The sequence below is a fragment of the Streptomyces sp. NPDC050504 genome, from assembly GCF_044458065.1.
Lineage (GTDB): Bacteria > Actinomycetota > Actinomycetes > Streptomycetales > Streptomycetaceae > Streptomyces.
Window position 1 is genome coordinate 174,078 of record NZ_JBITHO010000010.1, and the last position, 12,861, is coordinate 186,938.

The 12,861-nt window shown below is 71.8% G+C and carries 13 protein-coding genes and 1 tRNA gene; 8 read left to right on the top strand and 6 right to left on the bottom strand.

Annotated elements, in window-relative coordinates:
- Window positions 1–86 precede the first annotated feature (86 nt).
- A complete protein-coding gene (locus tag ACIBNE_RS32775; RefSeq protein ID WP_399278083.1) occupies window positions 87–1,355 on the top strand; it encodes a sensor histidine kinase in 1,269 nt (422 codons plus the stop codon).
- Window positions 1,352–2,029, top strand: a complete 678-nt coding sequence (locus ACIBNE_RS32780) for a response regulator (protein ID WP_399278085.1) — start codon at window positions 1,352–1,354, stop codon at window positions 2,027–2,029. Before ACIBNE_RS32775 ends, ACIBNE_RS32780 begins: the two co-directional genes overlap by 4 nt.
- 149 nt (window positions 2,030–2,178) lie before the next feature.
- Here ACIBNE_RS32780 and ACIBNE_RS32785 read toward each other — a convergent pair.
- The 3 genes from ACIBNE_RS32785 to ACIBNE_RS32795 all read right to left on the bottom strand — a co-directional run bounded on the left by ACIBNE_RS32785 (window position 2,179) and on the right by ACIBNE_RS32795 (window position 3,964).
- Window positions 2,179–2,252: transfer RNA gene (locus ACIBNE_RS32785), tRNA-Pro, on the bottom strand.
- A 28-nt stretch (window positions 2,253–2,280) separates the two neighbouring features.
- Window positions 2,281–2,994, bottom strand: a complete 714-nt coding sequence (locus ACIBNE_RS32790; protein WP_399278087.1) for a Pr6Pr family membrane protein — start codon at window positions 2,992–2,994, stop codon at window positions 2,281–2,283.
- A gap of 43 nt (window positions 2,995–3,037) precedes the next feature.
- Window positions 3,038–3,964 (bottom strand): metallophosphoesterase, encoded by a 927-nt coding sequence (locus ACIBNE_RS32795; protein ID WP_399278089.1) that lies wholly within the window; start codon window positions 3,962–3,964, stop codon window positions 3,038–3,040.
- Window positions 3,965–4,039: 75 nt separating this feature from the next.
- Here ACIBNE_RS32795 and ACIBNE_RS32800 point away from each other — a divergent pair, with 75 nt between their 5' ends.
- Window positions 4,040–4,501 carry a GatB/YqeY domain-containing protein gene (locus ACIBNE_RS32800; RefSeq protein ID WP_399278091.1) on the top strand — a complete coding sequence of 154 codons (462 nt, stop codon included), beginning with the start codon at window positions 4,040–4,042 and terminating at the stop codon, window positions 4,499–4,501.
- Window positions 4,502–4,659: 158 nt separating this feature from the next.
- Here ACIBNE_RS32800 and ACIBNE_RS32805 read toward each other — a convergent pair whose 3' ends face one another.
- On the bottom strand, window positions 4,660–6,912 hold the full coding sequence (locus tag ACIBNE_RS32805; RefSeq protein ID WP_399278093.1) for a transglycosylase domain-containing protein: 2,253 nt from the start codon (window positions 6,910–6,912) through the stop codon (window positions 4,660–4,662).
- 430 nt (window positions 6,913–7,342) lie between these two features.
- Here ACIBNE_RS32805 and ACIBNE_RS32810 point away from each other — a divergent pair, with 430 nt between their 5' ends.
- Window positions 7,343–7,690: a WhiB family transcriptional regulator gene (locus ACIBNE_RS32810; RefSeq protein WP_399278095.1), complete on the top strand. Its 348-nt coding sequence runs from the start codon at window positions 7,343–7,345 to the stop codon at window positions 7,688–7,690.
- A gap of 87 nt (window positions 7,691–7,777) precedes the next feature.
- Here ACIBNE_RS32810 and ACIBNE_RS32815 read toward each other — a convergent pair whose 3' ends face one another.
- The gene (locus ACIBNE_RS32815; protein ID WP_399278097.1) at window positions 7,778–9,157 is read right to left on the bottom strand and encodes an ArsA family ATPase; all 1,380 of its coding nucleotides are present in this window, start codon (window positions 9,155–9,157) and stop codon (window positions 7,778–7,780) included.
- A 93-nt stretch (window positions 9,158–9,250) separates the two neighbouring features.
- The gene (locus ACIBNE_RS32820; protein WP_399278099.1) at window positions 9,251–10,210 is read right to left on the bottom strand and encodes an ArsA family ATPase; all 960 of its coding nucleotides are present in this window, start codon (window positions 10,208–10,210) and stop codon (window positions 9,251–9,253) included.
- Window positions 10,211–10,281: 71 nt separating this feature from the next.
- On the opposite strand from ACIBNE_RS32820, the gene ACIBNE_RS32825 reads away from it, so the two are divergent.
- The 4 genes from ACIBNE_RS32825 (at window position 10,282) to ACIBNE_RS32840 (ending at window position 12,701) form a co-directional block, all read left to right on the top strand.
- Window positions 10,282–10,443 carry a DUF4177 domain-containing protein gene (locus ACIBNE_RS32825; RefSeq protein ID WP_003975360.1) on the top strand — a complete coding sequence of 54 codons (162 nt, stop codon included), beginning with the start codon at window positions 10,282–10,284 and terminating at the stop codon, window positions 10,441–10,443.
- Window positions 10,440–10,910, top strand: a complete 471-nt coding sequence (locus tag ACIBNE_RS32830) for a RidA family protein (RefSeq protein WP_399278101.1) — start codon at window positions 10,440–10,442, stop codon at window positions 10,908–10,910. Before ACIBNE_RS32825 ends, ACIBNE_RS32830 begins: the two co-directional genes overlap by 4 nt.
- A gap of 94 nt (window positions 10,911–11,004) precedes the next feature.
- Window positions 11,005–11,874, top strand: a complete 870-nt coding sequence (locus ACIBNE_RS32835; protein WP_399278103.1) for an NUDIX hydrolase — start codon at window positions 11,005–11,007, stop codon at window positions 11,872–11,874.
- Window positions 11,871–12,701 carry an MBL fold metallo-hydrolase gene (locus ACIBNE_RS32840; protein WP_399278105.1) on the top strand — a complete coding sequence of 277 codons (831 nt, stop codon included), beginning with the start codon at window positions 11,871–11,873 and terminating at the stop codon, window positions 12,699–12,701. The genes ACIBNE_RS32835 and ACIBNE_RS32840 overlap by 4 nt, the downstream gene beginning before the upstream one ends.
- Window positions 12,702–12,861 lie beyond the last annotated feature (160 nt).

Sequence of the window (12,861 nt, forward strand, 5' to 3'; positions counted from 1 at the left end):
CGGCGCGCATCGCGGGAAAGCGGGAAAAAGGGCTCCCCCGATCGAGGGAGGCCCCCGGCCGGAAATCCGGCGATACTGGGCTGATCATGATCAGGGGAATCCGGCCGCTGCTGAGCGGCTCCACGTATTCGGGCATGCTGTTCGCCTTTTGCGGCGCGCTGGCGAGCATTCCACTGCTGCCTTTCGCGATGCTGCCGGCGCTGGCGTGGCCGTCCGCCCACTACGGAACGCAGGCCGTCCTGACCCTGTTGGTCTGGGCGGTGCTGATAGGCACGGTCGGTCTTGCCCGCACCACGCGGCGGGCACTGATCGCGTGCGCCCGCAGGCTGCTGAGGCTCCCCCTGGAGCCCCCGCCCCCGGCCCCCGCCTCCACCCCCATCCCCACCCCCGAAGTGCCGACCGGCGTGGACCGCCTGCGGACCCCGCTCTGGCTGCTGCTGCACGTGGCGCTGGGGTGGACCGGGGCACTGGTCACTGGTGCGCTGGTCCTCGTGGGCCTGACCCTCCCGGTCGACTGGTTCCGCACCGAGGCGGGGCTGAGCCTGTTCGGACGGTCCGTGCGGCCGGACGACGGTTGGCAGAGCGCGGCGGTGGCGCTCGGCTGCCTGCTGTCGGCGGCGGTCGTGTGTGCGGTGGTGGCGAACGCTCTGCGGTGGCTGGCCCCCAGGCTGTTGGGTCCTTCGTCGGCCGAGCTGCTCGCGCTGGCGGCCGAGCGGGAACAGCGGCTGGCCGAACGGAACCGACTGGCCCACGAGTTGCACGACTCGATCGGACACACCCTGACGGCGACCACGATCCAGGCCGCGGTGGCCGGCGAAGTGCTCTCCGCCGATCCGGCCGCGGCGCGGGCCGCCCTGCGCGGCATCGAGGAATCGGCCAGGGCCGCGCTGGAGGACCTGGACTACGTACTGGGCGTGCTGCGCGCGGAGAAGCCGGAGACGGCGCCGCACCGCACGTTGACCGATCTGCCCGAACTGTTCGACCGGCTGCGGCACGCGGGCGCGGTGGTCGAGCCGGAACTGTCGGGCGACCTGGCGCAGGTCCAGGGGACGCTCTCCCGGGCGGCGTACCGGATCCTCCAGGAAGGGCTGACGAACGCGCTGCGGCACGGGGCGGGCGGTCCGGTCGAGGTCCGGGTGGCGGCCGGTCCCGACGGCCTTGAGCTCGGCGTGGTCAACCGGACCGGGGCGGGGCCGGACGCGGGCCAGGGCCCGGGTGCCTTCCCCACGTCCGGGCACGGCCTGCCAGGTCTGGCCGAGCGCGTGCGGCTGCTGCACGGCGATTTCGAGGCGGGCCCGGACGGGCCGCTCCACTGGCGGTTGGCGGTCCGCCTGCCGATACGGGTGGCGGCATGACCGGCCCTGACGCCGACGCGGCCGTCACGCTCCTGGTCGCGGACGACGACGAGGTGACCCGCAGCGGTCTGCGCACCCTGCTCGCGGCACAACCGGGGATCGAGGTGGTCGGCGAGGCGTCGGACGGCGTCGAGGCGGTGGAACGGGCGCGGCAACTGCGCCCGGACGTGGTCCTGATGGACGTACGGATGCCGCGCCGCAACGGGATCGAGGCCACTCGCCGGCTCCTCGCCGCATCGGCCGAACCGCCGAAGGTCGTGATGATCACCACCTTCGAGAACGACGACCACGTCACCGCCGCGCTCAGCGCGGGGGCCAGCGGATTCGTGCTCAAGCGACGGCCGGTCAGGGAGATCGCGGAGGCGGTACGGGTGGTGGCGGCGGGGGAGGCGATCCTCTTCCCGGCGGCCCTGCGCCGGATGGTCACCGCCCGCCCGCTGGACCGCACCGAGGCGTTGCCGAAGGCGGCGCTGACGGTACGGGAGGAGGAGGTCCTGCGGCTGATGGCCACCGGCCGGTCCAACCCGGAGATCGCGCGGTCGCTCACGGTGAGCCTGGAGACGGTGAAGACGCACGCGGGAAACGTACTGACCAAGCTCGGCGCCCAGAACCGGACCCACGCGGTGGTGATCGCCTACGAGTCGGGCCTGGTGGTGCCGGGCTTCACCGCCTGAAGACGGCCACCCGTCCACCCAGACCTGAACCAGGGCGAACGAGCCGCCCGACAAAGGGAGTTGGAGCCACCGGCCAAGACATCCCCGAAAACCACTCAGGGACCCGACCCGCTCTCGCGGATCAAGCCCCTGACCTGGTCTTACAGCTGTCGGGGTGGCGGGATTTGAACCCACGACCTCTTCGTCCCGAACGAAGCGCGCTGCCAAGCTGCGCTACACCCCGATGTCACCGTTTGTCGCGGCGACATCGATTACTTTAGCCCACCCGCGCCCGGAGGCGAAATCCGGTTTCGGCGGGGCGTCGGGCGGGTGCGGTCCAGGGCCACCAGGGCCAGGCCCAGGGCGTAGAACAGCAGGCCGAAGACCACCGCGTTGCCCAGCACCCCCGCGTAGCCGTGGTCGTCGACGTCCAGGAAGGGGTACGGGTAGCGGGCCTCGTCGCCCGGTGACAGGAGCGCTCCCCGGGTCAGGGCGAAGACCAGGTACGCCGCCGGGTAGAGCATCCACTGGGCCGCGTGCCGGGCGCGCAGGCCGCCCGCCGGGGTGAGCGCGAGCCAGTCCAGGAGGACGGCGATCGGGGTGACCGTGTGGAGGAGCTGGTTGGAGACCGTGCGCCAGGCGTTCACCGGGGCGTCGGGGTCGTCCGTCATCGAGAAGCCGCTCGCCGCGTTGTCCAGCACCAGGTGGTAGACGAGCCCCGTGATCAGGATGAAGAGCAGGGTGCCCCCGGTGAGCCGGGGCGACAGGGGCGGGCGGCCCGTCCAGGCGCGGTGGGCTGACGCACCCAGCACCAGCGCCACCAGGATGTTCGACTGGATCGTGAAGTAGCTCAGCACCCTGGGCGGCTCGCCGACGACCAGGTCGATCACGACCCCCGTCACCGCCGCCGCGCAGATCAGGGCGCGGAACGCGGCGGCGTACGGGCGGCGGGCGGAGGGTGCCGGGCGTACCGGTGGGGCGCTCATGGCCCCACCGTATGCCGTATGTCGTGAAATGGACCAAAAAGGGCTATTCGGCTGCCGTGAGCGTCAGCAGCGTCGCCTCGGGCGGGCACGCGAACCGCACCGGCGTGTAGCGGCTCGTGCCGCACCCCGCGGAGACGTGGAGGTACGAGGTGCGGTCGTCGACCGTGTGGGTCGAGAGGCCCTTCACCCGGTCCGTGTCCAGGTCGCAGTTGGTGACCAGCGCCCCGTAGAAGGGGACGCACAGCTGGCCGCCGTGCGTGTGGCCCGCCAGGACCAGCGGGTACCCGTCCGCCGTGAACGCGTCCAGCGCGCGCAGGTACGGCGCGTGCACCACGCCGATCGAGAAGTCGGCGGACCCGTCGGGACCGCCCGCCACCTTCTCGTACCTGTCCCGCTTGATGTGCGGGTCGTCGAGCCCGGTGAACGCGATCTCGAAGCCGTCCAGCTTCAGGTTGCCCCGGGTGTTCGTGAGGTCGAGCCAGCCGGCCTCGTCGAAGGCGTCGCGCATCGGCTCCCACGGGTTGTGGACGGCGCCCACGACCGGCGGGTTGCCGTTCAGGCCGTGCTTGCCCTTCACCTTCTCCAGCAGGTAGCGCCCGGGGTTGCGGAGCGTGGGGCCGTAGTAGTCGTTGGAGCCGAAGACGTAGACGCCGGGGAACTCCATCAGCGGGCCCAGCGCGTCCAGCAGTTCCGGCACGCCCTCCGTGTCGGAGAGGTTGTCGCCGGTGTTCACCACGAAGTCCGGGCGCAGCCCCGCCAGGGACTGCAGCCACGCGCGCTTCTTGCGCTGGCCGCTCACCATGTGGATGTCCGAGACCTGGAGGACCCTGAGCGGGCGGGCGCCCTTGGGCAGCACCGGGACGGTGATTCTGCGGAGGCGGAAGGACCGGACCTCGATGCAGGTGGCGTAGGCCAGTGAGGCCGCGCCAACGGCCATGAAACCCAGGGGAACTCCGTAGCGTGCGCGCATGCGTCCATCGTCGCAGACGGCACGTGCCGGAAAATCCGTGGGCGGCGCCGCGGCCGCACCTGCCACACTGGACCCATGACCACGCTCAAGGCCAAGCTCCAGGAAGACCTCACCACCGCCATCAAGGCGCGCGACGAGCTCGTCTCGTCCACGCTCCGGCTGACCCTCACCGCAGTGACCAAGGAAGAGGTCGGCGGCAAGGAGGCGCGTGAGCTCTCCGACGACGAGGTGCGCAAGGTCATCGCCAAGGAGGCCAAGAAGCGCCGCGAGGCGGCCGACGCGTTCGCCCAGGGCGGCCGGGCCGAGCAGGCCGAGCGCGAGCTGGCCGAGGGCGCGGTGCTCGACGCGTACCTGCCCAAGCAGCTCACGGACGAGGAGCTGGAGCAGGTCGTCGCGGCGGCCGTCGCCGAGGCGAAGGCCGCCGGCGCCGAAGGGCCGCGCGCGATGGGCGCCGTCATGAAGATCGTGAACCCGAAGGTGGCGGGGCTCGCCGAGGGCGGCCGGGTGGCCGCGACGGTGAAGCGGCTCCTCGCCTGACGGACCGACGAAGACGAGAAGGGGCGGGGGGGGGGGGGGGGCCCGGCGCCCGCCCCCCCCCCCGCCCGCCCCCCCCCCCCCCCCCCCCCCCCCCCCCCCGGGGGGGGGCGGCGCCGCCCCCGGCCCCCCCCGCCCCTTCTCGTACGTACCGCTACCCGCTACCGCCCCTGCGGCCAGTCCCAGTCGCCGCCGTCGCCGGGCCAGTCCCAGTCGCCGTCGCCGGGCTTCCCGTCACCGGGCTTGTCGGGCTTCCCGTCACCGGGCTTCCCCGGCTTCCCGTCGTCGGGCTTGTTCGGCTTGCCCGGCTTCCCGGGCTTGCCGGGCTTCCCCTTGTCCTTGTCCTTCTCGGGCTCGGGGATGTGCACGGTGCTGAAGTCCCCGGACTCCCTGCCGTCCAGCGCGCCGAGCATCGCGTCGCGCCAGATCGGGCCCGGGACCTTACCGCCGAACACCTTGTCGTGGTACTCGCCGCCGATGTAGATCTGCTCCATGTGCACCTGCTGGGAGGCGCTGCCGATCCAGACCGCACCGGAGAGGTTCGGCGTGTAGCCCACGAACCAGGCGTTCTTCCGCTCGTCCGTCGTGCCGGTCTTGCCCGCGCTGTCGCGCTCCTTGAGGCCGGCCTCCCGGCCCGTACCGGAGTCGACCACGCCGCGCAGCAGGGTGTTGATGGTGTCGGCGGTGTTCTCGGACATCGCCCGCGAGCACTCCGACTTCGGGACCGGCAGTTCCTTGCCGTGCGAGGTCTTGACCGACTCCAGGGCGATCGGCGTGCAGTACGTGCCGCGCGAGGCGAACGCCGCGTACGCGCTGGCCATCGTCAGCGGCGAGATGCCGTCCGAGCCGAGGGTCAGCGGCGCGGGGCTGACCCGCACCTTCTCGCCGTTGCCCATGACCACGCCGAGGTTGTCGGTCATCTTCTGGACCGGGCAGAGTCCGATGTCCTCGACCATCTGCACGAAGTAGGTGTTGACCGACATGGCCATCGCCTCGCGCAGCGGGTAGGGGCCGACCTCCTTCTCGTTCTCGTTCTCCAGCGTGTCCCCGCCGGTGTTCACCCACGGCTTGCCGCTGCACGTGGAGATCGATTCCGGGTAGGGCATCTGGTACGGGGAGGAGTAGGGCTGCGTCGGGGGCTTGCCCTCCTCCAGGGCCGCGGCGGCCACGAACGGCTTGAAGGTCGAGCCGACGGGGAAGCCGTAGTTCGAGCCGCCGTACTTGTTGTTGACCGAGTAGTTGATCTCGGTCTCGTTGTCCCCGTAGCCGTACGGCTTGGACTGGCCCATCGCCTTGACCTTGCCCGTCCCGGGCTCGACCAGCGTGACCGCGGTGGCGACCTTGTCCTTCTGGTAGACGTGGTCCTTGATCGACTGCTGGGTGGAGCGCTGCGACTGCGGGTCCAGGGTCGTGCGGATGGTCAGGCCGCCCTGGTTCCAGAGCTTGGCCCGCTCCTCCTTGTTCTTCCCGAAGACCGGGTCGGTCCGGAAGATCTTCTCCACGTAGTCGCAGAAGAACCCGGCGCCGTCGACGGCGGTGATGCAGCCCTGCTGGGGCTTGCTGACCTTGAGCTTGATCGGGGTCGCCTTCGCCCGGTCGGCGTCGGCCTGCGTGATGTCCTTGACGTCGGCCATGCGCTGGAGCACCACGTTGCGGCGCTTGGTGGCCTGGATGGTGTCGTTGATCGGGTTGTACTGGCTGGGCGACTGGACGAGACCGGCCAGCAGCGCGGCCTCCTCCACCTTCAGGTCCTTGGCGCTCTTGGAGAAGTAGCGCTGGGACGCGGCCTCGACGCCGTAGGTCTGCTGGCCGAAGAAGGTGATGTTGAGGTAGTTCTCCAGGATCTTCTTCTTGCCGAGCTCCTCCTCGACCTGGATCGCGTACTTCAACTCGCGGATCTTGCGGCCGAGGGTCTGCTGCGTGGCCTGCGCGACCTTCGTCGGGTCGTCGCCCGCCTCTTCGACGAAGACGTTCTTCACGTACTGCTGGGTCAGGGTCGAGGCGCCCTGGGTGGTGCCGCCCGACTGCACGTTGCGGTTGAGCGCGCGCAGGATGCCCTTGAGGTCGACCGCGCCGTGCTCGTAGAAGCGCGAGTCCTCGATCGCGACGATCGCCTTCTGCATGTACGGCGAGATCTTTTCGAGCGGGACCACCGTGCGGTTCCTGGAGTAGACCGTGGCGATGGTGCCGCCCTGGTTGTCCAGGATGACGGTGCGTTCGCTCAGCGGCGGGGTCTTCAGACCGGCCGGGATCTCGTCGAACCCCTCGACGGTGCCCTTGGCCGCGAGGCCCAGGACCCCGGCGGCGGGCAGCGCGATGCCTGCGAGCACCGCCCCGGAGAGTACGGAGACGCCGAGGAACTTGGCGGCCTGCTGGGTCCCGGTGAGACCCCCGCCCGAGCGCTTGTTTCCCATGGGGGGCAGCCTACGTTCTCATTCGCCGGACGCGCGTACATGCCTTGGCCTAAGCTGTACTCAACTGTCACAGCAATACCACTCCGCATCAAGCCCCGTTACCGGAGCGGTTACCGGACCGGTACACCGGGTTTCGGAGTCCGGTGGAGTCCACCGGAGTCCGGTGGATTTTCGAATTCACCGTGTGTGTCATCGAACGTCCGTTGTGACTCGGCTGACCCGTCCCGATTTCACCGGGTTAATCACGCATGTCCGCCGCTCACTCCCCCGGGTGATCTGCCGCTTACGCATAGTCCGTTCGGACCATTCAAGATTGGGCCCGAAGGGGGTGTTGTGCTCTGCCCGGCTTCCGTAACGTCCTCAACTGGCAGCGGTGAATATGCCTCTGCCGCCGTGGGGGAGCCTCGATTCGGGAGAGGACGGCGCCGGGATGGGCTGGGTAACCGACTGGAGTGCGCAGGCAGCCTGCCGCACTACCGATCCGGATGAACTGTTCGTACAAGGGGCAGCGCAGAACAGGGCCAAGGCGGTGTGCACCGGATGCCCGGTGCGGACCGAGTGCCTGGCCGACGCGCTGGACAATCGCGTCGAGTTCGGTGTCTGGGGAGGCATGACTGAGCGGGAGCGCCGAGCGCTGCTGCGCAGGCGGCCCACGGTCACCTCGTGGCGCAGGCTCCTTGAGACCGCTCGTACGGAATACGAGCGGAGCACGGGAATCCTTCCCGTACTCATCGACGAGGACGACGAGCTGCACGAGACGTACGCGGCGGTGGGCTAGCGGCGGTGGGTCCGCCGGACCCGCCCGCGCCCCTTTCGTACGTACGCCTCGGCAGGGCGTCCCGCCCTCGTCGGACAGCTCCGGCTGTCAGGCAGCTCCGGCCGGCGGAGCCGCGTCGCCGACGGACGCGTCGCCCGCACCGGCCGCGAGCCGATCACCGATGTCCCGCAGCCCCGCGAGATCGTGCACGTCTCCGGGCAGGGCGGGGACCTCGGACACCGCCACCTCGGGGTGGAGCGCGGTGAAGCGGTCGCGCGTTCGCCGTTCACGCGCGAGCACCTGCATGCAATCGGCGTGCAGGCGCAGCAGCCCTGCGGCCAACTGCTCGGCTGAGGGCTGCTCGGCGGTGGAGCCTTCGACGTCGGGGGCGTGCGGTTCGGGGTCCGTGGCGTGGTCCGTGGTGTGGTCTGCGGCGTGCCCGGGGGCTTCGGGGGAGTCGCCCTGGGCGATCGGGGTGGGAGTGCCCCGGGAGCCACGAACACCAGCCTTCCCGGACTCCTGATCGACAATGCGGCCCTCATCAAGATTTTCCGCGGCGGCGAGCGCCCGCTCGGCGGAGAGCCGGGCGGCGCCGCTGCCGTGCACCCGGTTGAGCACCAGGCCCGCCAGCGGCATGTCCTCCGCCGCCAGCCGCTCCACGAAGTACGCCGCCTCGCGCAGCGCGTCCCGCTCCGGCGCCGCGACCACCAGGAACGCCGTGCCGGGCGCCTGGAGCAGCCGGTACGTGGCATCGGCCCGCGTACGGAAGCCGCCGAACATCGTGTCCATCGCCGCGACGAACGTCTGCACGTCGCCGAGCAGTTGACCGCCGATGACCTTGTCGAGCGTGCCCTTCATCATCGACATGCCGACGTTCAGGAACTTCATCCCGGCCCGCCCGCCGACCTTCGCCGGGGCCATCAGCACCTTGATGAACCGCCCGTCCAGGAACGACCCGAGGCGCTTGGGGGCGTCCAGGAAGTCCAGCGCGGAGCGCGACGGCGGGGTGTCGACGATGATCAGGTCCCACTCGTCGCGGGCCCGCAACTGCCCCAGCTTCTCCATCGCCATGTACTCCTGCGTGCCCGCGAAACCGGCCGACAGGGACTGGTAGAAGGGGTTGCCCAGGATCGCGGCGGCCCGGTCCCGGTCCGCGTGCGCCTCGACGATCTCGTCGAAGGTCCGCTTCATGTCCAGCATCATGGCGTGCAGTTCGCCGGGCCCCTCGATGCCGTCGACCCTGCGCGGGACGTTGTCCAGCCGGTCGATGCCCATCGACTGCGCCAGCCTGCGCGCCGGGTCGATGGTCAGCACGACCGCCCGGCGGCCGCGCTCCGCCGCCCGTACGCCCAGGGCCGCGGCCGTCGTCGTCTTGCCGACGCCGCCCGAGCCGCAGCACACGACGATGCGCATCGTCCGGTCGTCGAGCAGCCGGTCCACCTCCAGCGGGGGCGACGCGGCAACGGGCGGGTTCGACGCGGGGCTCATCGGCTCTCCTCCACGACACTCACGACACTCACAGGGCTCACGGGTCTCACGGGTCTCACGGGGCTCGGGACACTCATGGGACTCACGGCGTTCTCACAGGTCCTGACCGCGCAGCGTCCGCGCCAGCCGGTAGATGCCGGCGATGTCCATGCCGTCGGCCAGCAGCGGCAGTTCGTGCAGCGGCAGCCCGAGCCCGGACAGCCGCTCGCGCTGCTCCCGCTCCAGGCGCAGCCGCTCGCCGTACGCGTCGGCCTGCGCCAGCAGCGGCGCCACCAGCGGCTCGGGCTCGTCGAGACCGGCCCGCGCCAGCGCCTTCGCCAGGACGGGGTGCTCGGCGTCCAGCGGCGCGCGCTCGGGCTCGTCGAGCCCCGGCACGGCGGGGCGCACCATGTTGACCATGACGCGGCCCACGGGCAGGTCGACCGCGCGCAGCTCGTCGACGCCGTCCGCGGTCTCCTGGACCGGCATCTCCTCCAGCAGGGTCACCAGGTGCACGGCCGTCTCGGGCGACTTCAGGACCCGCATCACGGCCTGCGCGTGGTTGTGTATCGGGCCGATCCTGGCCAGCCCCGCGACCTCGTCGTTGACGTTGAGGAAGCGGGTGATGCGGCCGGTCGGCGGGGCGTCCATGACCACGTAGTCGTACGCGTACGCGCCCTGCTTGTCCTTGCGCTTCACCGCCTCGACGGCCTTGCCCGTCAAAAGGACGTCCCGCAGCCCCGGCGCGACGGTCGTCACGAAGTCGATCGCGCCTATCTTGCGCAGCGCGCGCCCCGCCGAGCCGAGCCGGTAGAACATCTGGAGGTAGTCCAGGAGGGCCCGCTCGGCGTCTATCGCCAGCGCGAACACCTCACCGCCGCCCGGCGCGACGGCGATCTTCCGCTCCTCGTACGGAAGGGCTTCCGTCTCGAAGAGCTGCGCGATGCCCTGCCTGCCCTCGACCTCCACCAGGAGTGTGCGCTTCCCCTCGGTCGCGAGGGCGAGCGCCAGTGCTGCGGCGACCGTCGTCTTGCCGGTACCGCCCTTGCCGCTGACCACTTGGAGCCTGCTCACGCCTTCGAGCCTAACCAGTCGCTCCGCGACCTACGCACGAGGCTGCCCCTGCCAGCGGCTACAGTCGCCCCATGACCAAGTGGGAGTACGCCACTGTGCCGCTTCTGGTACACGCGACCAAGCAGATTCTGGACACCTGGGGCGAGGACGGCTGGGAGCTCGTCCAGGTCGTGCCGGGCCCCAACAACCCCGAGCAGCTCGTGGCCTACCTGAAGCGCGAGAAGCAGGCATGAGCGGCGTCGTCGAGGCGCGGATCGCCGAGCTGGGGCTGACCCTGCCGGAGGTCGTGCCGCCGCTCGCCGCGTACCAGCCCGCCGTGCGCTCCGGTGCCTACGTCTACACCGCGGGCCAGCTCCCGATGGTCGACGGCAAGCTGCCGCTGACCGGCAAGGTCGGCGCCGAGGTCACCCCCGAGGAGGCCAAGGAACTGGCCGCGACCTGCGCGCTGAACGGCCTCGCCGCCGTGAAGTCCGTCGTGGGCGACCTCGATCGGATCGCGCGCGTCGTGAAGGTCACCGGCTTCGTGGCCTCGGCCGCCGACTTCACCGGCCAGCCGGCCGTGATCAACGGCACGAGCGAGCTGCTGGGCGAGATCCTCGGCGACAAGGGCGTCCACGCCCGCAGCGCGGTCGGCGTGGCCGTACTGCCGCTGGACGCGCCGGTCGAGGTCGAGTTCCTGGTGGAGATCGTCGAGGACTGAGTCCACCGCGGTCCGCGGAGGACTCGGTCCACCGCGGCCCACCGCCGTTCGGGGACCTCTCGAACATCGTGGCGGATCCGGATAGCCTCCGGCCATGTCCAATGGCCAGTGGTACCCGCCCGAGTGGCCCGACCGGATCCGCGCGCTCGCCGGCGGCGAACTGCACCCCGTGACCCCCAAGCGGGCCGCGACGGTGCTGCTGCTGCGCGACGGGGCCGCCGGGCCCGCCGTACACATGCTGCGCAGACGCGCCTCCATGGCCTTCGCCGGAGGCGCGTACGCGTATCCGGGCGGCGGCGTCGACCCGCGCGACCACGACCGCCTGGTGCGCTGGGCGGGGCCGCCGCTGGAGGAGTGGGCGGAGCGCCTCGGCGTGGACACCGCGTCCGCGCGGGCCGTCGTCTGCGCGGCGGTGCGCGAGACGTACGAGGAGGCGGGCGTGCTGCTCGCCGGGGACAGCGCGACGACCGTCGTCGGCGACACGACGGGGGACGACTGGGAGGCGGACCGGGCGGCGCTGGTCGCCCGCGAGCTGTCGTTCGGGGAGTTCCTGGAGCGGCGCGGGCTCGTGCTGCGCTCGGACCTGCTGGGCGCCTGGGCGCGCTGGATCACCCCGGAGTTCGAGCCGCGCCGGTACGACACCTGGTTCTTCGTCGCCGTGCTCCCCGAGGGGCAGCGGACCCGCAACGCCTCGACCGAGGCCGACAGCACGGTGTGGATCACCCCGGCGGACGCCCTCGCCGGCTACGGCAGGGGCGAACTGCTGATGATGCCGCCCACCGTGGCGACGCTGCGCGACCTCCAGCCGTACGGGACGGCCGCCGAAGCCCTCGCGGGCGCGGCCTCGGCCGACCTGGCGCCGGTGCTCGCCGAGGCCCGCATGGAGGGCGACGAGCTGGTGCTCAGCTGGCCGGGGCACGAGGAGTTCACCAAGCGCGTCCCGGCCCCGGGAGGCGCCCGATGACCGACGCCGCCGCGCTGCCGGGACAGCCCAGGGGCGGGGTGCTCTCGGGCCCCGCGACCGCCCGCGCGGTCAACGTCCTGGCGCCCAACCCGTCCGCGATGACCCTGGACGGCACCAACACCTGGATCGTCGCCGAGCCCGACTCCGACCTCGCGGTCGTCGTCGACCCGGGCCCGCTGGACGAGGCGCACCTGCGCCGGGTGATCGGGACCGCGGAGCGGGCGGGCAAGCGGGTCGCGCTCACCCTGCTCACGCACGGCCACCCGGACCACGCGGACGGCGCGGCGCGGTTCGCCGAGCTGACCAGGACGGACGTCCGCGCGCTCGACCCCGCGCTGCGCCTCGGCGACGAGGGCCTGGCGGCCGGGGACGTGATCACCACGGGCGGCCTGGAGCTGCGGGTCGTGGCCACGCCGGGCCACACCGCGGACTCGCTCTGCTTCCACCTCCCGGCCGACCGCGCGGTCCTCACCGGCGACACGGTCCTGGGCCGGGGCACGACGGTCGTCGCGCACCCCGACGGGCGCCTGGGGGACTACCTGGACTCGCTGCGCCGCCTGCGCTCGCTCACGGTCGACGACGGCGTCGCGACGGTGCTGCCGGGCCACGGTCCTGTCCTGGACGACGCGCAGGGGGCGGTGGAGTTCTACCTGGCGCACCGCGCGCACCGGCTCGCGCAGGTGGAGACCGCGGTCGAGAAGGGGCTGCGGACGGCGCCCGAGGTGGTCGCGGCGGTGTACGCGGACGTGGACAGGTCCCTGTGGCCGGCGGCGGAGCTGTCGGTGCGGGCGCAGCTGGAGTACCTGAGGGAGCACGGGCTGATCTGAGCCGTGCGTACGGGGCCTTACGCACGGGGAGGGGCGGGGGGGGGGGGGGGGACCGGGCCCCCCCCCCCCCCCCCCAAACCCCCCCCCGGCCGGCCGGCGGCCCCCCCCCCCCCGGACAACCCCCCCGCCCCCCCCCCCCCCCCCCCCCCCCCCCCCCCCC